The sequence below is a fragment of the Lentzea cavernae genome, assembly GCF_014653695.1.
In the GTDB taxonomy this organism is placed as follows: domain Bacteria; phylum Actinomycetota; class Actinomycetes; order Mycobacteriales; family Pseudonocardiaceae; genus Lentzea; species Lentzea cavernae.
Genome location: NZ_BNAR01000002.1, coordinates 197,786 through 224,436, shown reverse-complemented (window position 1 = coordinate 224,436; position 26,651 = coordinate 197,786). Strand labels below are relative to the sequence as shown.

General features: G+C 70.6%; 27 protein-coding genes. 10 read left to right on the top strand and 17 right to left on the bottom strand.

Features of this window, described 5'->3' with window-relative positions:
• Nucleotides 1-31 precede the first annotated feature (31 nt).
• On the top strand, nt 32-664 hold the full coding sequence (locus IE307_RS07030) for a TetR/AcrR family transcriptional regulator (RefSeq protein WP_229904486.1): 633 nt from the start codon (nt 32-34) through the stop codon (nt 662-664).
• Here the strand turns inward: IE307_RS07030 and IE307_RS07025 are convergent.
• From IE307_RS07025 to IE307_RS07005, 5 genes are read right to left on the bottom strand one after another with little or no spacing between them, the layout of a single operon-like run.
• Nucleotides 633-2,069: an acyl-CoA synthetase gene (locus IE307_RS07025; RefSeq protein ID WP_191296852.1), complete on the bottom strand. Its 1,437-nt coding sequence runs from the start codon at nt 2,067-2,069 to the stop codon at nt 633-635. The genes IE307_RS07030 and IE307_RS07025 overlap by 32 nt on opposite strands.
• Nucleotides 2,008-3,324 carry an MFS transporter gene (locus IE307_RS07020; RefSeq protein WP_191296850.1) on the bottom strand — a complete coding sequence of 439 codons (1,317 nt, stop codon included), beginning with the start codon at nt 3,322-3,324 and terminating at the stop codon, nt 2,008-2,010. Before IE307_RS07020 ends, IE307_RS07025 begins: the two co-directional genes overlap by 62 nt.
• Nucleotides 3,325-3,333: 9 nt before the next feature.
• On the bottom strand, nt 3,334-3,792 hold the full coding sequence (locus tag IE307_RS07015) for a MaoC family dehydratase (protein WP_191296848.1): 459 nt from the start codon (nt 3,790-3,792) through the stop codon (nt 3,334-3,336).
• Nucleotides 3,789-4,664 (bottom strand): amidohydrolase family protein, encoded by an 876-nt coding sequence (locus IE307_RS07010; protein ID WP_191296846.1) that lies wholly within the window; start codon nt 4,662-4,664, stop codon nt 3,789-3,791. Before IE307_RS07010 ends, IE307_RS07015 begins: the two co-directional genes overlap by 4 nt.
• Nucleotides 4,661-5,539 carry an SDR family NAD(P)-dependent oxidoreductase gene (locus IE307_RS07005; protein ID WP_191296845.1) on the bottom strand — a complete coding sequence of 293 codons (879 nt, stop codon included), beginning with the start codon at nt 5,537-5,539 and terminating at the stop codon, nt 4,661-4,663. Before IE307_RS07005 ends, IE307_RS07010 begins: the two co-directional genes overlap by 4 nt.
• Nucleotides 5,540-5,630: 91 nt before the next feature.
• Between IE307_RS07005 and IE307_RS07000 the strand changes: the two genes are divergently transcribed.
• On the top strand, nt 5,631-6,428 hold the full coding sequence (locus IE307_RS07000; RefSeq protein ID WP_229904485.1) for a PaaX family transcriptional regulator: 798 nt from the start codon (nt 5,631-5,633) through the stop codon (nt 6,426-6,428).
• A 40-nt stretch (nt 6,429-6,468) separates the two neighbouring features.
• On the opposite strand, the gene IE307_RS06995 is transcribed toward IE307_RS07000, so the two are convergent.
• Nucleotides 6,469-7,242 carry an SGNH/GDSL hydrolase family protein gene (locus IE307_RS06995; protein WP_191296843.1) on the bottom strand — a complete coding sequence of 258 codons (774 nt, stop codon included), beginning with the start codon at nt 7,240-7,242 and terminating at the stop codon, nt 6,469-6,471.
• Between the two features lie 89 nt (nt 7,243-7,331).
• On the opposite strand from IE307_RS06995, the gene IE307_RS06990 reads away from it, so the two are divergent.
• On the top strand, nt 7,332-7,847 hold the full coding sequence (locus IE307_RS06990) for a winged helix-turn-helix transcriptional regulator (RefSeq protein WP_191296840.1): 516 nt from the start codon (nt 7,332-7,334) through the stop codon (nt 7,845-7,847).
• Nucleotides 7,848-7,869: 22 nt separating this feature from the next.
• Here IE307_RS06990 and IE307_RS06985 read toward each other — a convergent pair whose 3' ends face one another.
• Both IE307_RS06985 and IE307_RS06980 read right to left on the bottom strand, forming a co-directional pair.
• Nucleotides 7,870-8,262 (bottom strand): ester cyclase, encoded by a 393-nt coding sequence (locus tag IE307_RS06985; RefSeq protein ID WP_191296837.1) that lies wholly within the window; start codon nt 8,260-8,262, stop codon nt 7,870-7,872.
• A 25-nt stretch (nt 8,263-8,287) separates the two neighbouring features.
• On the bottom strand, nt 8,288-8,968 hold the full coding sequence (locus tag IE307_RS06980; RefSeq protein ID WP_191296834.1) for an SDR family NAD(P)-dependent oxidoreductase: 681 nt from the start codon (nt 8,966-8,968) through the stop codon (nt 8,288-8,290).
• A gap of 101 nt (nt 8,969-9,069) precedes the next feature.
• Here IE307_RS06980 and IE307_RS06975 point away from each other — a divergent pair, with 101 nt between their 5' ends.
• Nucleotides 9,070-9,909, top strand: coding sequence for a helix-turn-helix domain-containing protein (locus tag IE307_RS06975; protein ID WP_191296831.1), 840 nt, complete (start codon nt 9,070-9,072; stop codon nt 9,907-9,909).
• 87 nt (nt 9,910-9,996) lie between these two features.
• On the opposite strand, the gene IE307_RS06970 is transcribed toward IE307_RS06975, so the two are convergent.
• From IE307_RS06970 to IE307_RS06960, 3 genes are all read right to left on the bottom strand, one after another.
• A complete protein-coding gene (locus IE307_RS06970) occupies nt 9,997-10,746 on the bottom strand; it encodes a GH12 family glycosyl hydrolase domain-containing protein (RefSeq protein WP_191296828.1) in 750 nt (249 codons plus the stop codon).
• 188 nt (nt 10,747-10,934) lie between these two features.
• Entirely contained in the window at nt 10,935-11,402 is a 468-nt protein-coding gene (locus IE307_RS06965; RefSeq protein WP_229904484.1) for a DUF488 domain-containing protein, read from the bottom strand.
• Entirely contained in the window at nt 11,399-11,794 is a 396-nt protein-coding gene (locus IE307_RS06960; protein ID WP_191296826.1) for a RidA family protein, read from the bottom strand. Before IE307_RS06960 ends, IE307_RS06965 begins: the two co-directional genes overlap by 4 nt.
• A 92-nt stretch (nt 11,795-11,886) precedes the next feature.
• On the opposite strand from IE307_RS06960, the gene IE307_RS06955 reads away from it, so the two are divergent.
• Nucleotides 11,887-12,861, top strand: coding sequence for a helix-turn-helix transcriptional regulator (locus tag IE307_RS06955; RefSeq protein ID WP_191296824.1), 975 nt, complete (start codon nt 11,887-11,889; stop codon nt 12,859-12,861).
• Nucleotides 12,858-14,072 carry an MFS transporter gene (locus IE307_RS06950; RefSeq protein ID WP_191296822.1) on the top strand — a complete coding sequence of 405 codons (1,215 nt, stop codon included), beginning with the start codon at nt 12,858-12,860 and terminating at the stop codon, nt 14,070-14,072. Before IE307_RS06955 ends, IE307_RS06950 begins: the two co-directional genes overlap by 4 nt.
• Here IE307_RS06950 and IE307_RS06945 read toward each other — a convergent pair.
• From IE307_RS06945 to IE307_RS06935, 3 genes are all read right to left on the bottom strand, one after another.
• Nucleotides 14,048-15,331, bottom strand: coding sequence for an ArsB/NhaD family transporter (locus tag IE307_RS06945; RefSeq protein ID WP_191296820.1), 1,284 nt, complete (start codon nt 15,329-15,331; stop codon nt 14,048-14,050). The two genes, IE307_RS06950 and IE307_RS06945, sit on opposite strands and share 25 nt — an antisense overlap.
• Before the next feature lie 81 nt (nt 15,332-15,412).
• Complete coding sequence (locus IE307_RS06940; protein ID WP_229904483.1) at nt 15,413-15,919, bottom strand: CBS domain-containing protein; 507 nt, start codon at nt 15,917-15,919, stop codon at nt 15,413-15,415.
• Between the two features lie 102 nt (nt 15,920-16,021).
• On the bottom strand, nt 16,022-16,186 hold the full coding sequence (locus IE307_RS06935; RefSeq protein ID WP_191296819.1) for a hypothetical protein: 165 nt from the start codon (nt 16,184-16,186) through the stop codon (nt 16,022-16,024).
• 199 nt (nt 16,187-16,385) lie between these two features.
• Between IE307_RS06935 and IE307_RS06930 the strand changes: the two genes are divergently transcribed.
• A complete protein-coding gene (locus IE307_RS06930; protein WP_229904482.1) occupies nt 16,386-18,242 on the top strand; it encodes an acyltransferase family protein in 1,857 nt (618 codons plus the stop codon).
• Here IE307_RS06930 and IE307_RS06925 read toward each other — a convergent pair.
• On the bottom strand, nt 18,229-18,801 hold the full coding sequence (locus tag IE307_RS06925; RefSeq protein WP_229904481.1) for a TetR/AcrR family transcriptional regulator C-terminal domain-containing protein: 573 nt from the start codon (nt 18,799-18,801) through the stop codon (nt 18,229-18,231). The genes IE307_RS06930 and IE307_RS06925 overlap by 14 nt on opposite strands.
• Nucleotides 18,802-18,852: 51 nt before the next feature.
• On the opposite strand from IE307_RS06925, the gene IE307_RS06920 reads away from it, so the two are divergent.
• Nucleotides 18,853-20,082, top strand: coding sequence for an FAD-dependent monooxygenase (locus IE307_RS06920; RefSeq protein WP_229904480.1), 1,230 nt, complete (start codon nt 18,853-18,855; stop codon nt 20,080-20,082).
• Nucleotides 20,083-20,108: 26 nt separating this feature from the next.
• On the opposite strand, the gene IE307_RS06915 is transcribed toward IE307_RS06920, so the two are convergent.
• On the bottom strand, nt 20,109-21,905 hold the full coding sequence (locus IE307_RS06915) for a flavin-containing monooxygenase (RefSeq protein WP_191296803.1): 1,797 nt from the start codon (nt 21,903-21,905) through the stop codon (nt 20,109-20,111).
• A gap of 97 nt (nt 21,906-22,002) precedes the next feature.
• Between IE307_RS06915 and IE307_RS06910 the strand changes: the two genes are divergently transcribed.
• Nucleotides 22,003-23,172: a helix-turn-helix domain-containing protein gene (locus IE307_RS06910; RefSeq protein ID WP_191296800.1), complete on the top strand. Its 1,170-nt coding sequence runs from the start codon at nt 22,003-22,005 to the stop codon at nt 23,170-23,172.
• A 59-nt stretch (nt 23,173-23,231) separates the two neighbouring features.
• Here the strand turns inward: IE307_RS06910 and bdeA are convergent, their stop codons facing one another.
• Nucleotides 23,232-24,047, bottom strand: coding sequence for a bis(hydroxyethyl) terephthalate hydrolase (bdeA, locus tag IE307_RS06905; RefSeq protein WP_191297568.1), 816 nt, complete (start codon nt 24,045-24,047; stop codon nt 23,232-23,234).
• A 223-nt stretch (nt 24,048-24,270) separates the two neighbouring features.
• Here bdeA and IE307_RS06900 point away from each other — a divergent pair, with 223 nt between their 5' ends.
• Nucleotides 24,271-26,640, top strand: a complete 2,370-nt coding sequence (locus IE307_RS06900; RefSeq protein WP_191296798.1) for a helix-turn-helix transcriptional regulator — start codon at nt 24,271-24,273, stop codon at nt 26,638-26,640.
• The last annotated feature ends 11 nt before the right edge of the window (nt 26,641-26,651 follow it).

Genomic DNA, 26,651 nt, shown 5'->3' with positions numbered 1-26,651 from the left:
CAAGTAACTCACCTCATGGCATACTGGGGGCGTGCCGACCTACCACGAGCGCATGGCGGAGCAGAAGCGGACGGCGATCGTCGACGCCGCCACCGGGCTGTTCCTGGAGTCCGGGTACGACAAGACGTCGCTCGCGCGCATCGCCGACGCGGCCGGGGTGTCGAAGGCGACGCTGTTCAAGCAGTTCCCGACGAAGGCGGAGCTGTTCGACGCGATCGTCACGGACTACTGGCGCACGGAGGAGGGCGCGCTCACGCCGCAGCCCGGTGATCCGGCGAAGGGGCTGACGGCGCTCGGCAACCGGTACGTGGCGCTGCTGACGCGGCCGGGCATGGTCGCGTTGTTCCGCATCGTCATCGCCGAGGCGCCGCGCTTCCCCGAGCTCGGCCAGACGCAGTTCAGGCTGGGCAAGCAGCCGTTCTTCGACTCCGTCCGCGACTACCTCGCCACCGAGCACGCCGCCGGCACGCTGCGCGTGGACGACCCGGTCCTCACCGCCACGCAGTTCCTCGGCATGATCTCGAACTTCGCGTTCTGGCCCCGGATGCTGCTGGTGAACTGGGCGCCCACCGAGAAGGCCCTGGCCCACTCGGTGGACGAGGCGGTCCAGACGGTCCTGGCCCGCCACGCGGTCACAACGGCAACCGGCGCAGCGCGGGCTTGAGGACCTTCCCCGAGCCCGTGCGAGGCAGTTCGGCGACCACCTCGACGTGCACGGGGATCTTGTACTTCGCCAGGCGTGGCACCAGGAACTCCCGCAACCCGGCCGCGTCGACCGCGGCACCGTCGCGCGGCCGCACGAACGCCCGGCCGACCTCGCCCCAGCGCTGGTCCGGCACCCCGACGACGGCCACCTCGGCCACGTCCGGGTGCGAGGTGATCGCGTTCTCCACCTCGGCCGGGTAGACGTTCTCGCCGCCGGAGATGTACATGTCCTTCAGGCGGTCGAGGACGTACAGGTGCCCGTCGTCGAGCCGCCCGATGTCGCCGGTGCGGAACCACCCGTCCTCGGTGAACGCGGCCGCGGTGGCGACCGGGTCGTTCCAGTAGCCCGGGGTGACGTTCGGGCCCTGCACCTCGACCTCGCCGGTGTCGGCGAGCCTCAGGTCGCCGAAGAACACGCACGGCCCGGCCGAACCCGCCCTGCTCACGCTGTCGGCGGCTTCGAGGAACGTGGCGCCCGGCGCGGTCTCGGTGAGGCCGTAACCCTGGCAGAACACCAGGCCCCGGTCCTGGTAGGCGCGGATCACCGCGTCCGGCACCGCCGCGCCACCGCACAGCAGCACGCGCAACGACGACAGGTCCGCGGTGTGCCACTGCGAGGACGAGGCCAGGTCGGCGAACATCGTGGACACGCCGAACATCCACGTCACGCGGTGCGTCTCGATCAACGACACGCACGTGGTGACGTCCCAGCCCGGGGTGATCACGCTGTGCCCGCCCTTGATGAAGGTGGGCAGCAGCGTCTGGGCGAGCGCGGCGACGTGGAACAGCGGCGCCGAGATCAGGGCGACCTCGTCGGACGCGATGTCGACGCCGATCAGCAGGTTGAAGGTGTTCCACAGCAGGTTGGCGTGGCTCAGGACCGCGCCCTTGGGCCTGCCGGTGGTGCCGGAGGTGTAGAGGATCAGGGCGGGGTCCTCAAGGGCGACCGGCTCGTCCAACGGCTCGTCGGACGCGTCGAGGAGCCACTCCTCGTAGGTCGAGAGCGACACCGCCCGCGGGTGTTCGACGGCGTGCGAAGGCGCGTGCACCAGCACGTGCGCGCCGGAGTCCGCCAGCTGGTAGTTGATCTCCGCCGGGGTGAGCCGGAAGTTCAGCGGCACGAAGACCGCGCCCAGCTGGTGGGCGGCGAACATGGTCTCGGCGAACGACGGGTGGTTCTGGCCGAGGTACGCGACCCGGTCACCGCGCCGCACGCCGAGCTCGCGCAACCGCCACGCGAGCCGGGTCGTGCGGACGGCCAGCTCGCCGTACGTCGTGGAGATTCCGTTGCAGGTGAACGCTTTACGCGTCGGCGCCATGCGTGCGCGGCGATGCGGCCAGCTGCCCAGCCCCGAGTTCCGCATTCCTGTCTCCTGTCAGGCTGGTCCGGCTGGTCTCCCGGAGGATCACCGTGCACACGACGGTGAGCAGGCAGAAGGCCGCGAGGATGAACGGGATCGCGCCCGTGCCGGCCGACCTCTGCACCTGCGCGAAGAGCAACGGCGCGAGGCCCGCGCCCAGGCCCGCGAGCTGGTAGCCGAGGGAGGCGCCGGTGTAGCGGCTGCCGGTGTTGAACAGCTCGCTGTAGAGGGCGGCGAGCGGCCCGTACATCATCGGGTGGATGACGGCCTGGCCGAGGATCAGGGCGATGACCACATAGCCGTTGTCCACCAACGGGAACAGCGTGAAGCCGAAGATCGCCATGAGCACGGCTCCGACGAGCACGACGGGCCTGCGCCCGAACCGGTCCGAGGCCGCCGACCAGCCGAGGATGCCGAGCACGGCGAGCGCCGACGACAGGGTCAGCGCGTTGAGGATCATCTGCCTGCTCTCGCCCGCCTGCACGCCGTACGCCAGCACGAACGTCGTCAGGGTCGACTGCGCGACGAACGCCGAGAGGCCGACACCGATGCCCAGCGCGAGCGTGCGCGGGTGGTTGCGCAGCACGTCGAGCAACGGCATGGAGCCCGGCTTGCGCTCGGCCTTGAAGACCGGCGTCTCCTCGACCTTCATCCGCACGAACAGGCCGATGCCGAGCAGCACCACGCTGAGCAGGAACGGCACCCGCCAGCCCCAGTCGAGGAACGCCTGCTCGCCGACCAGCGCGGCCGTGCCGGTCAGGGCGGCGGTCGACAGCACCATGCCGCACGGCGCGCCCGCGTTGGTGAAGCTCGCCCACAACCCGCGCCGGGAGGTGGCGTGCTCGGCCGACATCAGCACGGCGCCGCCCCACTCGCCGCCGACCGAGATGCCCTGCACCACCCGCAGCAGGACCAGTCCGGCAGGGGCGAGCCAGCCGATCTGGGCGTAGGTGGGCAGCAGGCCGATCAGGAAGCTCGCCACGCCCATGAGAGTCATGGTCAGGACGAGCATCTTCTTGCGCCCCAGCAGGTCGCCGAAGTGTCCGAAGAGGATTCCGCCGATCGGCCGGGCGAGGTAGCCGGTGGCGAACGTGCCGAAGCTCGCGAGGGTGCCGACCAGCGGGTCCAGCGAGGAGAAGAAGACCTTGTTGAACACGATGGCGGAAGCGGTGGCGTAGAGCAGGAAGTCGTAGTACTCGATCACACTGCCGAGGAAGCTGGACGTAACGGCACGGCGTAACTGCGTTGTTGTCGCCATGACTTCACCTCATGTGTAGTGGCGGTAGACGGCACGTGCGACGCAAGCGGGCTTCGCGGAGCCCTCGATCTCGACGGTGAAGTCGACGGTGAGCTGGACGCCGTCACCCGGCACGTCCTCGACGGACGCGACCGAACCGAGCAGCCGGATCTTGGCCCCGACCGGCACGGGGGCGGGGAACCGCACCTTGTCCAGCCCGTAGTTGAGGCTCATCCGCACCCCGGAGACCTCGAGCAGCTCGGTCATCAGGGGGATGAGCAGCGCCAGCGTGAGGTAGCCGTGGGCGATCGTGCCGCCGAACGGTCCGGACGCGGCGCGTTCCGGGTCGACGTGGATCCACTGGTGGTCGTCGGTGGCGGAGGCGAACGTGTCGACGCGGTCCTGGTCGATCTGCAGCCAGTCCGTGTGCCCGAGGCTCCTGCCCGCCAGGGCTTTCAGCTCTGCGATTCCGTTGACGGTGGTGGTCACGCGTCCTCCTTCACGAGTCCGAGCAGACGGGCGGCGTTGTGCTTGAGGATCTTGGGGCGGACCTCGTCGGAGATGTCGAGCTTCGCGAAGTCCGCGAGCCAGCGGTCCGGGGTGATCACCGGGTGGTCCGAGCCGAACAGGACCTTGTCCTGCAGCAGCGTGTTGGCGTAGCGGACGAGCTGCGGCGGGAAGTACTTCGGCGACCAGCCGGACAGGTCGATGTGCACGAACGGTTTGTGCGTGGCCACCGCGAGCGCCTCGTCCTGCCACGGGAACGACGGGTGCGCGAGCACGATCCTGAGGTGCGGGAAGTCGACGGCCACGTCGTCGACGAGCATCGGGTTGGAGTGCTTGAGCCTGATGCCACCGCCGCCCGGCACACCCGCGCCGATGCCGGTCTGTCCACTGTGGAAGAGCGCGGGGACGCCGAGCTCCTCGATCACCTCGTAGAGCATGTAGGCCATCCGGTCGTTCGGTGAGAAGTCCTGCAGACTGGGGTGGAACTTGAAGCCCCGCACGCCGTGCTCCTCGACCAGCCTGCGCGCCTCGCGCACCGCCGAGCGGCCCTTCCACGGGTCGACGCTCGCGAACGGGATCAGCACGTCGGCGTGTTCGGCGCAGGACGCGGCGATCTCCTCGTTGGAGATGCGCGGGTGGCCCGTGGCGTGCTCCGCGTCGACCGTGAAGATCACCGCGGCCATCTTCCGCTCGCGGTAGATCCGCGCGGTCTCGGCGATCGTCGGCTGGCGGTGGGCGGCCTTGAAGTACTTGGCGGACGCCTCGATCAACGCCGGGCTCAGGGAACTGTGGCCGTCGCTGGAGATCTCCGCGTGGGTGTGCACGTCGATGGCGACCAACTCGTCAATGTTCACGGCGCCACCGGCTGAGGAATCCCGTAGCTCTCGGGTTCGAACTCGCCGAACCGCTCGGCGATCGCGTCCGCGCTCCAGCCGCCGTCGGCGAACAGGGCCTGCTTCTCGGCGGGGTGCGCCCAGAGCGCGAGCCGGTCGCCGCCGATGCCGATCGCCTGCCCCGTCACGCCCTTCGCCGCGTCCGAGGCCAGGTACACGATCAGGCCGGCGACGTCCTCGACGGTGCCGAGGCCCTCGTCGCGCCGCACCCACTGCGGCAACGGCGCCCCGGTCCGTTCCGACTCCTCGATCAGCGGGGCGAACGCGGGGATCGTCCGCGTCATCTCGGTGGCGGCGACCGGGACGACGGCGTTGACGGCGATGTCGGACCGGGCGAGCTCCAGGGCCCAGGTCCGTGCCATGGCGGCGATCCCGGCCTTGGCGGCGGAGTAGTTGGTCTGCCCGAAGTTGCCGCGCTGCCCGGCGGGCGAGGAGACCAGCACGAGACGGCCGCCGGTGCCCTGCTCCCGCATCCGCACCGCCGCCGCGCGGGCGCAGGTGAACGTGCCGCGCAGGTGCACGTCGATCACGGTGTCGAAGTCGTCGTCGCTCATCTTCCACAGCACGCGGTCGCGCAGGACGCCCGCGTTGGTGACCATCACGTCGAGCCGCCCGAACTCCTCGACCGCGGCCGCGACGAGCAGGTCGGCGGTCTCGGTGGAGCCGACCGGTGCGATCACCGCCCGGCCGCCGATGCTCGCGGCGACCTCTTCGGCGACGCCGTCCACGTCGTTGACCACGACCTGGGCCCCGTTGCGCGCCAAGGCTTCCGCGTAGGCCCTGCCCAGTCCGCGGCCGGCGCCGGTGACGATCGCGACCTTTCCCGACAGCTCCATCAGGCGAGTCCTCTCGGTGGGGAACGAGATTCAAAGTAGGGCATTCTCATGACGCTCGTCTAGATGCTGCCCAACATGTATCGTGAGACCGGTGACGCCCCAGTCCTTGATGCTCAACTTCCTGGGCCTGTACGTGTTCGACCGCGGCATCGCGGTCTACTCGGGCAGCGTGATCGACGTGTTCGCGCGCGTCGACGTCTCGGAGGAGGCGGTGCGCTCGACGCTGACCCGCATGACGTCGCGGGGCCTGCTCGCCAAGCACCGCAACGGCCGCAAGGTCTACTTCGGACTCACCCCGCGCGCGACGGACGTCCTGCGCGACGGTGAACGCCGCATCTGGCAGCGCGGCGCCGTGAACAGGGACTGGGACGGCACCTGGACCCTGGTCGGCTTCTCGCTGCCGGAGGGCCGCCGCGGTGAACGCCACGACCTGCGCACGCAGCTGCAGTGGGCTGGTTTCGGGCCGGTGCAGAACGGTCTGTGGATCGCGCCCGGCACTCACGACGTCACCGAGGTGGTCGAGGGTCTCGGTCTCGCCGGCAACGTCACCGTCTTCACCGCGCAGCACGCGAAACCGACCGAGGCGGCCGATCTGGCCCGCCGCGCGTTCGACACGACCGCCATCGCCGCCCGCTACCAGGACTTCCTGACGCGCTGGCGCGAACCGGACGACTCGTTGCCCGACGACCTGGCCCGTCAGCTGCTGCTGCACGCCGACTGGCTCGACCTCGTGCGGCAGGACCCGCACCTGCCGGCCGAGCTGCTGGCGGCGGACTGGCCCGCGATCGAGGCGGAGGAGCTGTTCCAGGCCCTGGCGACCCGGTACGTGGAGACCGCGACCCCGATCGCGGCCGCCGCGATCGAGTCCGTTGACGTTGGTGCTGTCTAGGTCACAGAACTATGTGGTCCACAGTGCGGCGCATCGCTCTTCAGGGGTGTGTCGAGGAGAGAACGGACTTCCACGGTCCGCGGGGGAGCTGGGCGGGCAGCGGGCGGCTCCGGTCGGTGCGCAGGATGGTGCAGAGCGAGCGGATCTCGGCCAGTCGTTGCGCCGCGGTCACCGACGGGCCCGCCGGGGTCCAGGATTCGCGCGCGTGACCGAGGATGAGCTCGGCGAAGCTGTGAGCGATGCCGGCGTGCCCGTGCGTGCCGGGGTGGACGCGGTCGATGGACCACATCCGTGGCGCGTGGGTGCGTTCGTCGTGCCACAGGTCGTGCATGATCGCGTTGTGCTCCACCGCGATCGTGCGCACGTGGTCGTTGACGAGCTCGAACCGTGAGCGTGTCGCCTGGTGCAGGCGTGCGGGTCCCGGCCAGCGCCGGGTGATGTCCGGCAGGGTGGCCATGACCACCCGTGTGCCGGTGTCGCACAGGGCCGCCACCGTCCGCCGCAGCACGCGGCCCACTGCGGCGCCGTCGAAGCCGTGGCGGTCGAACGCGTCGTTGGCGCCGGCCATGACGCTCGCCAGGTCGGGTTTGAGCCGCAGCGCCTGCTCGAGCTGGTGCTGCAGGACGTGCTCGGCGTGCCATCCGCGCACGGCGAGGTTGTCGTAGCGCAGTCCGGGCCACGCGTGGTCGAGCTCGCCGGCCAGGACGTCGGCCCAGCCGCGCAGCGTGCCGTCGAGCCGGGGGTCGCCGACCCCCTCGGTGAGGCTGTCGCCGAGCGCCACGAACCGCCGCACCGGCTGAGTACCGTGAACCATACCCAGAACGGTAGCGGACCCTTCCGGCACGCCGCACGACAGCGGCTCTCGTGGACGTCAGGTGCGGGGGCATGTGACACAGTGCGCGCATGCAGCAGCCCCGCGCTCAGGAACCGACCGAGGCCGCGGACCCGGCGTGGAACCGCGAAGCGTGGCTCCTGGAACCGGACTCCGTGCAGCGAGCACTCGACGTGCTCGTGCCGCGCAGCGCCGGGCAGGTCGTGCGGGAGGCGTTCTACGGCACCCGGCGCTTCGACGACTTCCGCCGCCACACCGGCCTCACCCCCGGCGTGCTGTCCGCACGCCTGCGCGACCTGACCGGCCAGGGCATCCTGACCAAGGTCGCCTACCACGACACCGGATCACGCGGCCGCCACGAGTACCGCCTCACCGACAAGGGACGGGACCTGGCCGCCGCGATCATCAGCCTGCTGAACTGGGCGGACCGCTGGCTTCCCACACCCGGCGGACCCACCGTCGTGCTCACCCACCACGGTTGCGGGGCGGCGATCCGCACCGAGATCCGCTGCGCGCACGACCATCCCGTGGACAGCCTGGGTGACATTCAGGCCGCCCCCGGTCCCGGCGCCAGCCTGCGGGATTGACCGTGCCGCTTCAACGTCAAGGTCAGGCGGTCAGCTGGCGGCGGACCTCGGCGGAGTCGTGCAGGTTGGTCATCTGGACGAACCTGCCGTCGCGAACTTCGTAGATGGCGTATTCGATGACCTCGAACGAGGCTCCGGTCGCGGGGACGCCGAGCCATTCCTCCACCGGGGTGCCGGTGTTCTTCACGCGTGCGGCGATGCGGTCGCGGTCGACGAGCAGTTCCTGGACCTCCCAGTGGAAGTCGGGGACGGCGTCGATGATGCTCCGCATGTCGGCCGTCACGGCGTCCCGGGAGCCCGGCTCACCGTTGAGGAGCACCTCGTCGGCGACGAACTCGTCCATGCGGTCGATCTCGTGGGCGTCGAGCGCGGAGATGTAGCGCAGGTACCACTCGCGCAGGTCGGTGTGCGTCATGGGAATCGCCTTCTCCGGTCGGGGCTCAGTAGTCGAGGCGGCCGTGGCGGTTGTGGAACTCGCCGGTGGGACCGTCGGAGTCGAGCTGCGCCAAGGCGACGGTGGCGTCGGTGCCCTGGGTGACGGTCTGGTGCCCTTGGTGGGCGTTGAGGTCGGTGGCGGTGTAGCCGGGATCGGAGGCGTTGATCCGCATCTGCGGCAGGTTCTTGGCGTACTGGACGGTCAGCGCGATCACCGCGGCCTTGGAACTGGCGTAGGGGACCATCAGCCCGTGGAAGGAGTCGTCGTCCGGGTCGAGCAGGGCTCGGGGAAAGCCGAGGCCGGAGGCGACGTTGACGATCACCGGGTTGGCCGAGTGCCGCAACAGGGGCAGGACGGCCTGGGTGAGGCGGACGATGCCGAAGACGTTGGTTTCGAACGCGATGCGCATCGCCTCGACGTCGAGGTCGTCGAGGCCCCAGGACGGGCCGACGACGGCCGCGTTGTTGATCAGCACGTCGAGCTCGGGCAGGGACGCGACCGCCTTGGCGACGCTCTCGTCGTCGGTGACGTCGAGCTGCACCGGGATCGCGCCCAGCTCCCGGGCGGGACCCCCGCCGGCCAGATCACGCATGCCGGCGTGGACGGTGTGACCCGCGGCGATCAACCGGCGGGTGGTCTCCAGACCGAGACCCTTGTTGGCTCCGGTCACCAAAGTCGTTGTCATGCCACCACCGTGCGCCCGCACGGGGCCGGTCACCAGGCACCCTTGGGCGGTAGGACTGCCAGTACCACCCGCTGAGGCCTGTTCCGGGGCATCATGGGCGCATGGGTGAGTTCGCGCAGATCCTCAGGGCGTGGAGGGACCGGGTCCGCCCGGAGGACGTCGGACTGCCCTCCGGCCTGGACAGGCGTGCGCCTGGTCTGCGCCGCGAGGAGCTCGCCCTGCTCACCGGGGTCAGCGTCGACTACATCGTCCGCCTGGAACAGGGCCGAGCCCGCAACCCCTCCTCACAGCTGCTGACCGCACTTGCCAGGGCGCTGCGGTTGAACGAGGCCGAACGCGACCACCTCTTCCGGGTCGCCGGGCTGGCCGCGCCCTCGTCGAGGCACGTGCCGAGGCACGTCACGCCCACGGCGCAGCGCATGGTCGACCGGTTCCGCAACGCACCGGTGGCCGTGGCCGTCCACACCGCGATCTACGAACTGGTGCTGTGGAACCCGTTGTGGGCGGCCATGTTCGGCGACCCGTCCAGTCAGACCCGGCTGCAGCGCAACGTCGCGTGGCGGTACTTCACCGACCCGACGCTGCGGATCACCCACACGCCTGACGACGACGAGGCCTACGCCCGTGACCTCGTCGGCCACATCCGCACCGCCGCAGGCCGCTACCCCGACGACCCCGACATCCCGCGCCTCGTCGAACGCCTGCTCGAGGCCTCGCCCGACTTCGCTCGGCGCTGGGAGGCCGGAACGGTCGGAGAACTGCGCACCAGCCGCAAGACCGTCCACACCGAACAGGTCGGCGACGTCGTCGTGGACTGCGACACGTTCACCGGCGGCCCCGGTGACCAGACGATCGTGATGATGACCGCGGCCCCCGGCTCCGAAGACGAGCAGAAGCTCGACCTGCTGCGCGTCATCGGACTCCAGCAGTTGCAGGGCTGACCTGGGGGAGCACGGACGTCAGCCGCGGGAAAGTACTTGCCTGAGTGGAAAGTGCGCAGTTTCCACTCAGGCAGGTGGAGGTCGTGCTCAGCCGCTGACGGAGGCCGAGAAGTTGTCGACCGCCAGGCCGACGCCGCCGTTCCACGGCTCGAACCCGGCCTGGATGCTCGTCAGGTACCAGGAGTTCGTGATCGCGCCGCGGTTGCGCACGTCGTTGACGAAGTCGAGCACGTTGAACGACCACGAGCTGATCGGCGACTGCGCGACGTACGAGATGACGTTGTTGGAGCCGTTGCTGCCGCGCCACACCTGCCAGCTGCGCCCGCCGAGGGTGGTCGTGCCGACCGCGCTGCCGATCGGCTGGATCGACCCCTGGCGGTTGAACCAGATCATGATCTCCATCTGGTTCACCCCGTTGGTCTTCGGCGTGGGGTCGAGCCAGATGTCGTACGAGGCGTTGTAGGTGCCGCCGGAATAGCGGTAGTTGATCGCCGACGTGGCACTGCGGATCCGGCTCACCTGCATCGGCAGGGCAGAGCCTGGGGAACAGTTGCCGTAGTGGCAGCCGAGGAACGCCGAGGGGTAGGACACGGGCGCCCCGTTGGTCGGCGCCGAGCCGTCCTGGCGGGTGATCTGGAAACCGGACGACGTGACGTTGATGCACTGCTGGGCCGACGTGCCCCACCGGTTGTTCTGGACCGCGTACCGGCCCTGGATCGTGGTCGATCCGTACTGGTCGCAGATGGTCACGTCGGCTTGGGCGGGACCCGCCGTCGCGACGAAGGTGCTCGCGACGAGCAGTCCGGCGGCAACGGCCGCACGAAAGGTCTTTCGCATGACGACTCCTGGGGCAGGATTATGGGAGCGCTCCCAAATTAGCGGGCCGTCAAATGCTCCGCAGATTTCCCGCGGCTTGATCGTCGAATTCACGTCGAATCGACCGCGGGGTCCGCAAAATGAACTCCCGTCCGGCGCGCCGCCTTCTTCCTCCGGACGAAAACGGGATCAGTGCCGCTTTTGGGCCGTCACGGCAGCAGATGCCGGACCGGGACGCCGAGCCGCTCGGCGACCAACGAGCGGTGGCACGCCCCGGGGTCGCGTTCGACGCAGAGCAACGCCGCGCCCCTCGGCAGCGCCGACCTGATGGGAGCCAGGTCGGCACTGCCGAGGATCTCGCCGGTGTAGCGGCGGACGTACTCGGCGGCGAGCGCGCGGCGGCTGCGCTTGCCCACGCCCTGCCGGGCGTCCTCCGCGTACTGCACCTGCCGCAGCTCGGTCGTCGGCGCGAGTTCGGGGTGGTGCTCGTAGGCGATCCCGGCCCGGGCGAGCGCCGCCTGCAACCGGAGCGAGTTCGCCCAGGCGTACTCGGGCCCGCGGACACCGCGCCGCTGCCGCACGTCGAGCAGCAGCCCGACTTCCGCCTCCCGCAGTGCTCGCAGGAACGACTTCTTGTCGAAGCCGTACACGCCGATCGTCACCACCCCGTGCGTCACGCCACGGCCGTCCCCTCGAGCTCGACCATCAGGTCGGGGAGCGCCAGCCTGCTGACACCGAGCATCGTCGTGGGCGGAGCCGCCTGCGCCGCGCCGAGACGCGCTGCCAGCACTCCGTAGTGCTGGAACAGCAGGTCGACGTCGGTGGTGTACACGGTGAGCCGCACCAGGTTCGCCGGCGTCATCCCCGCCCCGGCCAGCACGGCCTCCAGGTTGTCGAGGCTCAGCGCCAGCTGCGCCGCCATGTCGCCGGCGTGCTCGGGCCCGCCCTCACCGTTCATCGAGGCCTGCCCGGCGCAGTACAGCGTCCGGGTCTGGCCCGTGACGACCTCGCCCTGGTGGTAGCCCAGCCCCGCCGACCACGTCCACGGGTCGACCGGCGTTCGTTCCACTGCGACTACAGCTCCAATCTCCGGATTGTCGCTGGTCAGCCTCGCAAGCAATACACGACATCCTCTGTCGTGTATTCCCGTACGGTTTCCGCATGCGCGCCGACCGGTTGGTCTCGCTCGTCCTGCTGCTGCGGCGGCACGGGCGGCTCTCGGCCACCTCCCTCGCCCGCGAGCTCGAGGTGTCCACCCGGACCGTGCTGCGCGACATCGAGGCGCTGTCCGCGGCCGGTGTCCCGGTCTACGCCGAACGCGGCCGGCACGGCGGGTTCGCGCTGCTGCCCGGTTTCCAGACCGAACTGACCGGCCTGAACCACGACGAGGCGCTCGCCCTGCTCGTCGCCGGCTCGCGCCGCGGCGCCCAGGTGTTCGGCCTCGGCTCGGCGCTCGCCTCGGCCATGCTCAAGGTGGTCGACGCGCTGCCGGAGAGCTACCGGCAGACGGCGGCCGGTGCGGCGGAACGCCTGCTCATCGACCCGGAGACCGATCTCCTGGCACGCCGCGCGGTCGAGGAGGAGCTGCCCGACGCGGTGGTGGCGGAGGTCCGGCGCGCGGTGTTCGCGGGGCACCGGTTGCGGATCCACTACGAGGCCCCCGGCAGCGCGGCCGAGTGGCGCACGGTCGAGCCGATCGGCCTGGTCACCGTGCGGGAGCAGGGTTATCTGCTGGCTCAGCGGTCTGGGGAGGACCGCACCTACCGGTTGTCGCGGATCCTGGCCGCCGAGGAGCTGGACGAGCCCGCGCGGCGGCCCGACCGGGTGGACCTGGGGCGGGCCTGGCAGGAACGCGGCACGCGGTTCCGCGCCGGCGGAGACCAGGTGTCGGTGCGGCTGCGGGTGCGTCCGGCGCGGCGGGAGGAGCTGGTGCGCACCGCACTGGCCGTTCTCACCGAGGAGACCGAGGACGGCTGGCTGCTGATGGAGGTCGCGTTCCAGGACGCGCGGCACGCGGAGTGGGCGTTGTGGCAGCTGTCGACGAGCGCGGAAGCCTTGGAACCGCAGTGGTTGCGCGTCGCACTGCGGGACCGGGCGGTGGCGGTCACCACGCTGTACGGCGAGGGGGAGAAGTGAGTGACTTCAGCAGGTACCTGAACGCACGGGTGCTGTCGGTGACCGGCGCCGTGGTGTCGGCGGTGGCCCTGCCCGTCCTCGTCTACCAGCTGACCGGGTCCGCCGGCTGGACGTCGGCCGTCACGGCGGCGGAAGCGTTGCCGTACCTGGTGTTCGGACTGCTGGCCGGTGCGCTGGCGGACCGGCTGGACCGCCGGATGATGATGGTGGCGATGGACTTCGCGGTCGCCGCCGTGCTGCTGAGCGTGCCGCTGGCGTGGCTGGCCGGCGGTCTGACCGCGCCGCACGTCGTGGTGGTGGCGTTCACGACGCAGACGGCGTTCGTGTTCTTCGACGCGGCGAACTTCGGCGCGCTGCCGACGTTGGTGGGCAAGGAGAAGCTCACCGCGGCCTACTCGACGCTCTACGGCCGCACGACCGTGGTGGAACTCGTGGTGCCCGGTCTGACAGGTCTGCTCGTGGCGATCGTGGCCCCTGCCGCACTGCTGGCGGTGAACGCTCTGACGGCGGTGGGGTCGGCATTGTTGTTGCGCGCGATCACCAGCAGCATGGCCGATCCACGGCCGGTGCGCGGTGCGGGCGAACTGGCCAACGACGTGCGCGAGGGGTTGCGGTTCCTCTGGCGCGAACCAGTCATCCGGATCCTCACCCTCGTGGGCGCCACGCACTCGGTCGCGAGCGGCGCGTGGATGGCGGTGCTCGTGCCGTTCGCCGACAAGGTCCTGGGCGTCGCGCCGAAAGGGGACACCCGGCTCGCCGTGCTGTTCACGTGCTGGGGTGTGGGCGCGGTCATCGCCTCACGGCTGCTGCCGAGGGTGACTGCACGGTGGGGCAACGCGAGGGTGGCGCTGACGGCGTTGCCGCTGTCCGTGCTCTGCGGCGTCCTCGTTCTCGTCAGCGGACATTGGCTCGTGCTCTGCGTGACGGCGACCTGCTGGGGCGTCAGCGGTGCGATCGTGGTGATCAACGGGATCACCTACCGGCAGCAGGTGTGCCCGCAGGAGCTCCAGTCGCGGGTGAACACCACGGCGCGGATGGTCGCCTGGGGTCTCGGCCAGCCCCTGGGAGCGGGGCTGGCCGGTGTCCTGTCGGTCGCGACCGGTGATCCGCGGGCCGGCCTCGGCGCCGGGCTCGCCGTGCTGCTGACCGGTGTCGTGGCGGCCTGGGTGTCGCCGGTGCTGCGCGGTCAGAAGTACCGCAGCCAGACGTAGACCCACGCCATGACCGTGCTGATCAGCGTCACGACGATGCCGTAGCGGGTGAACTGCCAGAAGCTGATCCGGTGCCCCGCGCGGGCGGCGATGCCGAGCGCGACGACGTTGGCGCTGGCGGCGACCGCGGTGCCGTTGCCGCCGAAGTCCGCGCCGAGGGCGAACGCCCACCACAGCGACTGACCCGTCGCGGCGTCGGGGATCTCGGCCACCATGCCCTCGACCACAGGGGTCATCGTGGCGACGTACGGGATGTTGTCGAAGAACGCGCCGAGCACGCTGGAACCGAACAACAACGCGGTGGCGGCGGCGAAGTAGTTGTCGCCGAACGCCGAGACCGCCCAGGTGCCCACGGTCTCGATGACCCCGGTGTGCACGAGTCCCGCGACCATCACGAAAAGTCCCATGAAGAACGTCAGCGTCGGCCACTCCACCTCGGCCAGCACGTCGTTCACGTCGGCGCGGGTCACCAGCAGCATCACGCCCGCGCCGACGAGGGCGACGATCGCGGGGTCGAGGTGCAGCACGGCGTGCAGGCCGAACCCGATCACCACACCGGTGAAGACGATCAGGCAGCGGCGCAGCATCGCGGGGTCGGTGATCGCCCGCTTCTCCTGCAACGCCATCACGGCTTCGACGTGCTCGGCGTTGTACTGGAACGACTTGCGGAACAGGACTTTGGTGAGCAGCACGAAGACCACGAACACGACGGCGACGATCGGTGCCATGTGGACGAGGAAGTCGGTGAACGTGAGCCCGGCCCGGCTGCCGATGATGATGTTCGGCGGGTCGCCGATCAACGTCGCCGCGCCACCGATGTTGGACGCGAGCACCTCGGCGATCAGGTACGGCTGGGCCGCGATCCGCAGCCGGTTGCACACCACGATGGTGACCGGCGCGACGAGCATGATCGTGGTGACGTTGTCCAGGAACGGCGACGCGATGGCGGTGATGACCATCAGCATCACCATCAGCCGGTAGGGGCGGCCGCGGGCCTTCTTGGCGGCCCAGATGGCGAGGTAGTCGAACACGCCGGTCTGCTTGACGATCCCGACGATGATCATCATGCCGAACAGCAGGAAGATGACGTTCCAGTCGATGCCCGAGTGTTCGGAGAAGAACACCTCGGAACCGGGGACCAGGCCGAACACGGCCATGAGCCCGGCGGCCACGAGAACGACCTTGACCTTGTTCGCCTTCTCGGTGGCGATGAAGAAGAACGCGACCAGGAAGATCGCGAGGGCGAGGACTGCGCTCACGGGGCTCCCAAAAAGGGGACGGGTGTCACCGCCGGCGCGAGTTCAGCTCGCCGGCGGTGACGGGGACAGGTGGCCCGGGGTTCAGTCCTCGCCGGTGTAGACGGCGAGCGAGGTGATGAGTCGGTCGAGCGTGATCGCGCCGACCAGCGCGCCGTCGTCGTCGATCACGGCGACGAGCGGGCTGTGCTGGCGGGCCATCAGCGCGGCGACCTCCAGCAGTGTCGCGTCGGCGCGGACGGTCGCGGGTTTGGCACGGTGGTTCGGTGCCACGTCGCCGACGGTGCGGTCGGCCAGTTCCATCCAGAACAGGTCGGCGTGCCCCTCGTCGACGACGCGGGCGAGCGCCGGATCCTCTTGGTAGGACTGGGGAACCGCGAGCCGCAGCACCTGCGTGCCCGGCAGCACCGTCCACGGCCGGGCGCGGTCGTCGACCACGATGAGTCCCGGCAGCCTGTTGACCGCCATCACCCGCACCGCCTTGGTGATCGGGTCGTCGACCGTCACGGTCGGAACGTTGATGGCGATGTCGCGTGCCTGCATGGCATCAGCCCGTTCGGTGCGTCCGGCCAGTTGTCCCGCTGTGGACATGGTCGCCTCCTGTCTCCAGCCAGGTCGTGGTGGAAGTCTGTGCGGGAAGGCCGTCCGGAACCATCGGGTGCAACACCCATTTCAGACTTTCCAGACATGTAGTCACTGCGTGCGGTTGAGGCCGATCAGGCCCGCCAGGATCAGTCCGGCGGCGATGAGCAGTGCGTGTGGCGCGGTGATTCCGGCGATCAGCAGGGCCAGTGCGGCCCCGAGCAGAACCCAGGTCAGCGGCCGTCGTGTGAGGGCGGGTCGGTCTGTGTGGACCATGGCGCCTCCCGTGGCGGTCGGAGGGGGTTGTGCCTTCCACGATGCCCGGCCGAGGCCGTTCCGGCGATCGGTCCGGCCACTCAACTCCCGGCCGCGGGGGGACACCATGCAGGCCGAAGTTGGGTGTTGCCACGGATTTACCCCAGGGCCGCGAGACGTCAGCCTCGCAGGCGTGTCGGGTAGTGATCACAGTGCGGCAGTGCGCGCGCCATCTCCGGAACGTACTTATCGTGCGGAACTGCAGGGCCTGCGCGCGGTGGCCGCACTGCTCGTGGTGGTCTACCACGTGTGGCTCGGCCGGGTGTCCGGCGGTGTCGACGTCTTCTTCCTGATCTCCGGTTTCCTGGTGACGGGACAGCTCGTGCGGGCCACCGGGCGCGGGCGGCTCGACCTGCGCGCGACGTGGAGCAGGATGGCGAAACGGTTGCTGCCCGCCGCGTTCGTCGTGCTCGGCGCGACGCTGGTCGCCGGTGCCTTGGTGCTGCCGGAGAACCGCTGGGCGCAGACGGTGCGCGAGGTGATCGCCTCCGCGCTGTTCCTCGAGAACTGGCAGCTGGCGTCGGATTCGGCGGACTACTACGCACAACACGAGCACGCCAGTGTCGTGCAGCACTTCTGGTCGTTGTCGATCCAGGGCCAGTTCTACCTCCTCTGGCCCTTGCTGGTCCTGGTGGTCACGGTGCTGCGGGGCTCGCTCCTGCGCGTGCTGCTCGCGGTTTTCGCGCTCTCACTCGGTTTCTCGGTGTGGCTCACGGCCGTCGACCAGCCGCTGGCCTACTTCCACACGGCCACACGGATCTGGGAGTTCGCCTTCGGCGGCCTGCTGGCGCTGGTGGTGTCGCGCGTCGACCTCTCCGGTCCTGTGAGGACGGTGCTGGGCTGGGCGGGTCTGCTGGGACTGCTGGTCTGCGGGGTGGTGCTGGACGTCGGCGCCGCGTTCCCCGGCCACCTGGCGTTGTGGCCGACGACGTGCGCCGCCGCGGTGATCGTCGCCGGGACCACCGGAAGCCGGTTCGGCGCGGACCGCCTGCTGGCCGGCGAACCGTTGCGGTACCTGGGAGATCTCAGCTACTCCCTCTACCTCTGGCACTGGCCCGTGCTGGTGGGGTGGCTCGTGATCGGCGGTCGCGGCGAGGTCGGCCTGCTCGGCGGACTGGTGATCATCGGCGCGTCGCTCGTGCTCGCGGCCGCCACGCACCACCTGGTCGAGGAACCGGTGCGGAAATCCCGTTGGAAGGCCCGCACGCTCATCGCGCTGCTGCTCGTCCCGTTGCTGGCGGCTACCGTCGTCCTGCAACCGACGGGTCCTCGTGAGGTGGCAGCGCAGGTCGCGGCCACGGACTTCGCGGCACTGGACGACCAGCACTGCGCGAAGTCCGCCCACGACGACGAACTCGACGTCTGCCACGGCCCGGCCGACGGCACACCGGCCAAACGCGTCGTGCTCGTCGGCGACTCGCACGTGCAGCAGTACCTCGCCGCCCTCGCCCCGATCGCGCAGCGCCGGAACTGGCAGCTGATCACCATGCTCAGGGGCGCCTGCCCGTTCTCCACGCGGTCGGAGAAGAACCCGGACGACCAGTCGTGCGTGCGGTGGAACGACAGTGCCGCGGGCGAGATCATCGGCCTGCGTCCCGACTTCGTCTTCACCCTCGCCACCCGCAACGTCCAGGTGGGACTGACCGAGCAGACGCCTCCCGGCTTCGTGGAGCGCTGGCGCCAGCTCGACGCCGAGGGAATCCCGGTGGTCGCGGTGCGCGACAACCCCCGCTACGGCTTCTCGGTGCTCGACTGCGTGCAGGTGCACGGCCCCGCGCCCCGGTGCGGCGCGCCGAGGTCCGACCTGCTCGCGCCCGTGCCGCCCTACGCCCAGCTCGACGTCCCGGGCAACGTGTCGTTCCTCGACTTCAGCGACCAGCTCTGCACCGAGGACCAGTGCCCGCCGGTCAGGGGCGACCTGCTCGTCAACTTCGACGACAACCACGTGAGCGCCACCTTCATGCGCTCGTTGTCCGAGGTGGTCGAGGAGGCGCTCGACGCCGTCACCGAGGCTTGAGCAACCTGGCGACGCCGAACTCGAACCGCTCGTCGAACGACTCCTCGGCGAGGAAGGGCAGTATCCGCCGCAGCGAGGGCCGCTCGCCCACGTCGAGACCGTCGGAGCCGTGGGGCAGCGCCTGCTCCTCCTGGGTCAGGCCGAGCACGAGGTAGATGAGGCTCCAACACGTCCACGCGGCGTCCCTGGGCGACGAACCACCGTCCAGCAGCGCGGTGACGAGTGCTTCCGCTGTGTCCAAAGTGGCCGGTTCGGCGGCGTAGGTGCCCGCCACCACCACGGCGCCGTCGCGGTGGGCCAGCAACGCCCTCCGGTAGCGGCGGACGATCTCGGCAGCCCGGTCGTGCCAGTGCTCCGGCAGGCCGTCGAGCGAGACGCTGGCGACGATCGCGTCCGCCATCAGCTCCTCCAGCCGCGCCTTGGTCTTGACGTGCCACAGGACGGTGTTCATCCGCACGTCGAGCTTCTGCGCGATGGCCCGCATCGACACCGCCTCGGCGCCGCGCTCGTCGAGGATCTCCAGCGCCGCCCGCACGACGTCCGCTTGACTCTTGGTCACTGACCTAGTCTACTCGACGCCATGGTGTTGGTCAGTGACCAAGGAGGAATCGTGTACGACGTGGTGATCGTGGGAGCCGGGCCGACCGGGCTCTGGCTGGCAGGGGAGCTGCGGCTCGGCGGGGCCTCGGTGGTGGTGCTGGAGACGCGGCGGGAACGGGACGCCAACTCCAAGGCGCTCACGATCCACCCCCGCACGATCGAGGTCCTCGACTGCCGCGGCGTCGCGGAGCCGTTCCTGGCGGAGGGCGTCCGGATCCCGAACGGCCACTTCGGCGGGCTGCCCGACCGCATGGACTTCTCGGTGCTGGACACGCCGTACCCGTTCACGCTGGCGTTGCCGCAAGCCCGCACCGAAGAGCTGCTCGAAGAGCGCGCTCTGGCACTGGGCGCTGTGGTGCGCAGGGGATGTCAGGTGACCGGTCTGACCGGTTCGGGAGTGCGACTGGCCGACGAGGTCGTGGCCGCGCGGTACGTGGTCGGCTGCGATGGCACGCGCAGCACCGTGCGGGAGGCCGCGGGCATCGACTTCCCGGGCACCGACGCCACGACGTGGGGCTGGCTCGGCGACGTGGTGCTGGACGACCCGCCCGGGTTCGCGAACATCACCGGCCCCGAGGGCGGCCTGATGGTCGTACCGCTGCCCGGCGGCCTGCACCGGATCGTCGGCGGCGCCCCCACCACCGGCAGGGGTGAGCTGACCCTCGACGAGCTGCGCGTCACCGTCAGGGCCATCGCCGGCACCGACTTCGGGATGCGCGACCCGAAGTGGTTGTCGCGCTTCGGCAACGCCACCCGCCAGGCCTCCACCTACCGGTCGGGGAACGTCCTGCTGGCGGGCGACGCCGCGCACATGCACTTCCCGGCGGGCGGGGTCGGCATGAACGTCGGCATCCAGGACGCGCACAACCTCGGCTGGAAACTCGCCGCCGTCGTCACCGGACGCGCCGACGAGGCGTTGCTCGACACCTACCACGCGGAACGCCACCCGGTGGGCGCGGACCTGTTGCGGCACACCAGGGCCCAGACGGCGCTGATGACGGCGTACTCGCCGGAGGGGCAGGCGTTGCGCGCGGTGGTGAGCGGGCTGATCGCGTCCGCGCCGGACATGTCGAAGGTGCTCGCCGAACGGCTTTCCGGTCTCGACGTCGCCTATGCGACCGGTCGTCGTGTGCCCGACCAGCGGCTGTCTGGCGGGGACACGCTGTTCACGCGGCTGCGCGGCGGCGGTCACGTGGAGACCGGGGCGGGACTCGTGCGGCCGGACGGACACCTCGCCTGAGTGCCTGTCCGGCCGTCGAGAAGTCGTCACCTGAGGTGGTGCACCTCCTGCATGCCGTAGACCGGCGTAGCGAGGCCCTCGAACCGCGCTTTCAGCTGCAGCGCCAGAAAGAGCGAGTAGTAGCGCGACTGGTGCAGGTTGCCGCCGTGGAACCACAACCCCGGCTGCCGGGTCGGCTTCCACATGTTGCGCTGCTCGCCCTCCCACGGCCCGGGGTCCTTGGTCGTGCCGGACCCGAGGCCCCAGCACTTGCCGACCCGGTCGGCCATCTCCTGCCCGGCGAGGTCCGCGACCCAGCCGTTCATCGAGCCGTAGCCGGTGGCGTGGACGACGAGGTCGGCCTCCAGCTCGGTGCCGTCGGAGAGCACGACGGCGTTCTTGGTGAGGTGGTCGACCTGGCCGCGGACCAGCTTGATCTTGCCGTCCGCCACCAGTTCCGAAGCGCCCACGTCGATGTAGTAACCGGAGCCGCGGCGCAGGTACTTCAGGAACAGCCCGGACTCGTCGTCGCCCCAGTCGAGGGCGAAGCCCGCCTTCTCCAGACGCGCGTAGAAATCCGCGTCGCGTTCCTTGATCCGCTGGTACACCGGGATCTGGAACCGCGGCAGGATCCGGTAGGGCAGCGAGGCGAAGATCGTGTCGGCCTTGTCGGTGGTGATGCCGGCGGCGACGGCCCGTTCCGAGTACAGGTCGCCCAGGGCTATGTCCATCAACGAGTCCGAGCGCACGATGTGGGTCGACGAGCGCTGGACCATCGTCACGTCGGCGCCGTGTTCCCACAGTGCCGCGCAGATGTCGTGAGCGGAGTTGTTGGAGCCGATGACGACGGCCCTGCGTCCGGCGTAGGCCTCGGGGCCTGGGTGCCGCGAGGAGTGGTGCTGGTCGCCCTCGAACTCGTCCGCGCCGGGGAACTGCGGCACGTTCGCCTTGCCGGACATGCCCGTGGCGAACACGAGCTGCTTCGGGTGCAGCGTCACGGTCTGGCCGTCGCGGTCGACCGTGACCGTCCACTGTTCACCGTCGTACGTCGCTTCCCTGACCTCCGAACGGGTCCAGTACGGCACCTCCATCACGCGCGTGTACATCTCGAGCCAGTCCGCGATCTTGTCCTTGGGTGCGAACACCGGCCAGTTGTCCGGGAACGGCAGGTAGGGCAGGTGGTCGTACCAGACCGGGTCGTGCAGGCAGAGGCTCTTGTACCGCTTGCGCCACGAGTCGCCGGGCCGGTCGTTGCGCTCGAGCACGAGCGCGGGCACACCGAGCTGCCGCAGCCGTGCGCCGAGCGCGATGCCGCCCTGACCGCCTCCGATGACCACGACGTACGGCTGCTCCGCGTACCCGAGCTCGGCCTGCTCGCGGTCGCGTTCCTCGGCCCACGACCGCCGGTCCTCGATCACGCCGTGCCGCACGCCCTTGGGCCGCGTCTCCTTCTTGCGCTCCTCGAACCCCTTGAGCTCGTGCAGGCTCGTGAGCAACGTCCACGCGCCCTCGTCGTTGAGCCGCAGGTGCCCGCGGCACCGCCCGGCCGCCGTCTCGAACTCGAGCCACGCCTCCACGACCCCGTCGGCCTCGGTCGGCGCTTCGGTGGTGCGGAAGTGCTCCGGACCCGTGCCGTCGAGGCACGCGCTGAGCAGGTCCGCGACGCCCTCACGTCCCTCGACGGTCTTGATGTTCCAGGTGAAGGCGACGAGATCGCGCCAGTAGCTGTCGGTGGCGAACATCCCGGCGGCCGCGTCGGCGTCGCGTGCCCTGAGCGCGGCCTCGAACCCGGCGAGCCAGTCGTCCACCCGAGCCTGTGCCGTGCGATCCATGGTCTGTGTCATCGCGGCTCCTCGCAGTTCGTCGTGCCTCGATTGACCTCCTTCCCGCGCTCCGGTGAAACCGTTGCACCGGATTGCACGCCTGGGTCATGCTCGACCGGTGAGCGTGCCCAGGGCAGTGCCGCCCGGTCAGCACCTGCCCACGTATGCCCGCGAACTCGTGCGCATGCACGACGCGGTCATCGCCGGCAGCCGCTCCGCCCTGCGCCCGCGAGCCCTCGTCTCCCGCTCCTGGAACCGCGTCCTCGACCTCGGCCTGCGCGCCGACGACGTCAACACCCGCGACTGGCTGGGCCCCGCCGAACTGGGCCGCCGCCAGGAAGCCTCACCGCTGCGCTCCGTGGTCCCGGACCTGCGCGCCGTCGTGGGCTCGCTCGCCGACGCGTCCCAGCTCCTGCTGGTGGTGACCGACCACGAGGGCGTCATCCTCTGGCGCTCCGGCACCCCTCTGGTCCGCCGCCGGGCCGACGCCCTGGGGTTCTTCGAGGGCGCCGACTGGACCGAGCGCCGCGTCGGCACCAACGCCATCGGCACCGCCCTGGCCGAGGCCGCACCCGTGGAACTGCTCGCGGGCGAGCACTTCGAGCAGGGCCAGCACCCCTGGTACTGCACCGCGACCCCGGTCCACGACCCGCGCACCGGCTCGCTGCTGGGCGTCATCGACGTGAGCGGGCCCGCCCTGACCCTGCACCCGGCGATCGGCGCGCTGGTCGAGACGGGCCGCCTGCTGGCCGAGTCCCGCCTGTGGCGCTACCACCAGGAACGCCTCGAACGGCTGCGGTCCGCCCGTCTGCTGACGGGACCTTCGTTGATCGTGGACGACCACGGCTGGGTGGCCGCGTCCCACGGCGTGGCGGTGGGCTCGCGCATCGCGGCCCCGGTGGCAGGGCTTCCCCTCGCGGTGCCCGGCCTCGGAGCCTGCACCCCGGAACGTCTCGCCGGCGGCTGGCTGATCCGCCCGTCCTCCGTGGACCGGACGGTGGCGCTGGAACTGGACCTCACCCGGACCCCGCAGGTGCGGCTCTCCGGTGGTGACGCGGACTGGCGCCGCACGGTCACCCGGCGGCACGCGGAGATCCTGGTGCTGCTGCACCGGGCCGGTCGGGCGGGGTTGTCCGCGGAGGCGTTGAGCACCGCGCTGTACGGGGACGCCGAGCACGTGGTGACGGTGCGGGCGGAGGTGTCGCGGTTGCGGCGGTTGCTCGGGGCGTTGGTGGAGACGCGGCCCTATCGGTTGTCGGGCGACGTGCGGATGACCGTCCTCGACTGAGCTGGATCGGGTCGCGGCGCCCCGCGCTCGGGTTGGCGCCGCGACCCGTGCTCAACGGATCAGGAGTGCGGGCACGTGTCCCGGTACTCCTCGATTAGCGTGCTGCGCCCCGGCGCCGGGCAGAGGAACTGCTCGTAGCGGGTGTCGTTGTCGATGAACCGCTTGAGCCACGAGATGCTGTACTTCGCGATCGTCGTGTTGCTCGAGTTCGGGGCGAAGTGCGAGGCGTTGTTGAGCTCGAGGTACGCCTTGTCCAAAGTGGACGGCAGTGAGTTGTAGAACGGCTCCGAGTGCGAGGAGACCGGGGCGATGGAGTCGCTCTCGGCGCCGACGACCAGGGTCGGGACGCGGACGGACGACCAGTTCTTGGTGGTGTGCCAGCCGGTGAGCGGGATCGCCGCCTGCAGGGCCGGGCGCTGGCTGGCGGCGCGGAGGGTGCCGCCGCCGCCCATCGAGTGGCCCATCACGCCGAGGCGCGACGAGTCGATCCGCGACCGCACGCTGCTCTGGCCGGTGAGGTAGTCGAGCGCCGCGAGGAGCTGGGAGGCGCGGCTGTCGGGCTGGTCGTAGATCGTGTTCGTGTCGATGGTGAAGATCACGAAGCCCTGCGAGGCGAGGCGGGGGCCGAGCCACGAGATGCTGGACTGCGTGCCGGTGTAGCCGGGGGAGATGACCACCGCGCCGAACGTGCCGGCGGAGGTGCTCGTCGGGTAGTAGATCGTGCCGCCGCCGAAGCCGCCGACGAGCGACGACACCGAGGTCTCGGACACGGCGAACGAGCCGCGCAGGGCCTCGATGCTCGAGTTGGAGGGGGCGGGGCCGCGCTCGTAGGGGTTGGCGGCGGCCTGGGCGACGGTGCCGCCCAGGAGAACCATGGACAGCGCTACGGGGAGCAGAGTGCGGAGTTGCACGGCGTTGTACACCTCATTCGGCAGGGGGAACGGGGGAACGTCCTCGACCCTGCAACCACGGTCGTGCGGTCCGCATCGGTGCAACCACCGGTGTCGGTGAACAACTTCGATGGAAAAACTAACGGTGGTAGGTGAATTTGGGCTTTACCTCTTCCGGTGGAGCGGTTACCGCCGTAAGACTGGGCCGATGCTGCGTGGCCGAGAGCGGCAACGCGTCGCCGTCGACGCGTTGGTGGACCGTGCGCGCGTTGGGCGCGGCGGGGTGCTCGTGCTGTGCGGAGAGGCCGGCTCGGGCAAGACTTCGCTGCTCAACGCCGTCGAGCACGCCTACGACGCGTTGTTGTGCGTGGACGTGCCCGAGATCGACGACGACCTCATAGGGCTCGCGCAGGACGTCATCAGCACGAGGGCAGCGCTGCTCATCGCCACCGAGGGCGAGCCGCGCGGACTGCCGTGCGTCACCCTCGACCCGTTGGACGCGGCGACGAGCGTCCGGGTGTTGCACGACCTGGTGCCCGGCCTGCCCGCCACCCTCGCCGCGGACCTGGCCGACCTCGCCTGCGGGAACCCGCTGGCGCTGGTCGAGCTCGCGGGCTCGCTCACCTCCGCGCAGCTCGGCGGCATCGCGCCGGCGCCGGAGGTGCTGCCGGAGAACAGCTCGCTGCGGCAGCGGTGGCGGGCGAGGTTCGGTTCGCTGTCGCCCGAGGCGCGGCACGTCGTGGCGCTGGCCGCGGTCGACGAGGAGGTCGACGCCGAGACGCTCGACCTCGACGCCGTGGTCGAGGCGGGGCCGTTGTTCGACACGCGCAGGCTGGTCCGGTCCGCCCTGCAGGCCGACGTGCCGCTCCCGCAGAGGCGCCTGGCGCACGCCGAGCTCGCGGAGACCCTGCCGCCGGGCGCCCGGCGCACGTGGCACCAGGCGGTCCTGACCAGGGACGCCGGGCTCGCGGACGTTCTGACTGCCCACGCGGAGCACGCACGCCTGTGCGGTGACTTCGCGACGGCCGCCCGCGACCACGACCGCGCGGCCAGCCTCACGACCGACCCCGAGCAGAAGGCGCACCACCTGCTCAAGGCCGCCGCCGACCACTGGGCGCACGGCGCGCCGCACCGGTCGCGGGCCGTCCTGCGCACGGCCACGAAGATGACCGCGACCCCTGAGCTCAGGGCGTTGATGGACCTCGTCGTCGGCGGCATCGACCTCGGGGAGAGCCTCCCGGACGTGGCCGCGGACCGCCTGATCCGCGCCGCGAAAGGCCTGGTCGGCACCCGTCGCGCGCTCGCGGTGGCGGCACTGGGGTTCGCGGGCGAGGCGGCGAGCATCGCCGGGGACCACCGCCGCTTCACGGCGGTCGCCGAGTTCGCGAGGGAGATCCGCACCCACGACGAACCGCCCGCCACCCGGCTCACGCTCGACCACCTCACCGGGATGCTCGCGACGTTCGACGGCAGGCACGACGAGGCGTTGCCCGCGCTGCGCACCGTGGTCGACCTCGCCGGCCAGGTGCCGGGACCGCAGGCGCGGATCTGGGCGAGCCAGGCCGCCTACGTGCTCGGGGACGCCACCCGGTCGTTCGAGATGGCGACCAGCGCGGTGACGGCGGCGCGGGAGAGCGGGTTCACCGCCCTCGTGCCGTGGGCGCTGGTGTACCGGGCGCTGTCGGCGTTGTTGCTGGACCAGCACGCGGCGGCGCTCACGGCGGCGACCGAGGGCGTGCACGCGGCGACGGCGATCGGCCAGCACAACGCCGTCGTCGACCACCTGACCATCCTCGCGCTGCTGGCGGCGCTGCGCGGTGACGCGGAGACCGCGCTGGACCGCATCGACGCCGCCACCGAGCACATCACCCGGCGCGGGCTCACGCGTCCGGGCACGTTCGGCGCCTGGGCGTTCGCGTGCGTCGACCTGGCGCGCGACCGGCCCGCCGACGCGCTGGACCGGCTCCGGCTCAACCCCGGGCACGCGGGCATCAAGGTGATGGCCGCGCCGCACGTCGTGGAGGCCGCCGTCGCGTGCGGCCGGCCGTCCACGGGGGACCGGGCGCTGGAACCGTTCGAGAAGTGGGCCGGTACGACGGGCAGCACCGCGCGGCTCGCCCTGTCGCACCGCTGTCACGGCCTGCTCGAGAGCGGCACGGCCGACGAGCACTTCGAGGAGGCGATCCGGCTGCACCGGGCCAGCGGCACCGCCCTCGAGCTCGCGAAGACCGAGCTCCTGTACGGCAACCGGCTCCGGCGCGGCCGCAAACCCAAGGCGGCGCGGGAACACCTGCGGGACGCCGTGCGGATCTTCCAGTCCTACCAGGCAGATCACTGGGTCGACCGGGCCCGCGCCGAGCTGCGCGCGGCCGGTGACTCCACCAGCGAACCGAAGGACCACCCCGGTCTGACGCCGCAGCAGGCGCAGATCGCGCGGCTGGTCGCGGAGGGCGCCACGAACCGCGAGGTCGCCGCGCGGTTGTTCCTGAGCCACCGCACCGTCGAGCACCACCTGCGCAACATCTTCGCGCGGCTCGGCGTGCGGTCGAGGGTCGAGCTCACCAGGAGACTCGACTGACGATGTCCGAT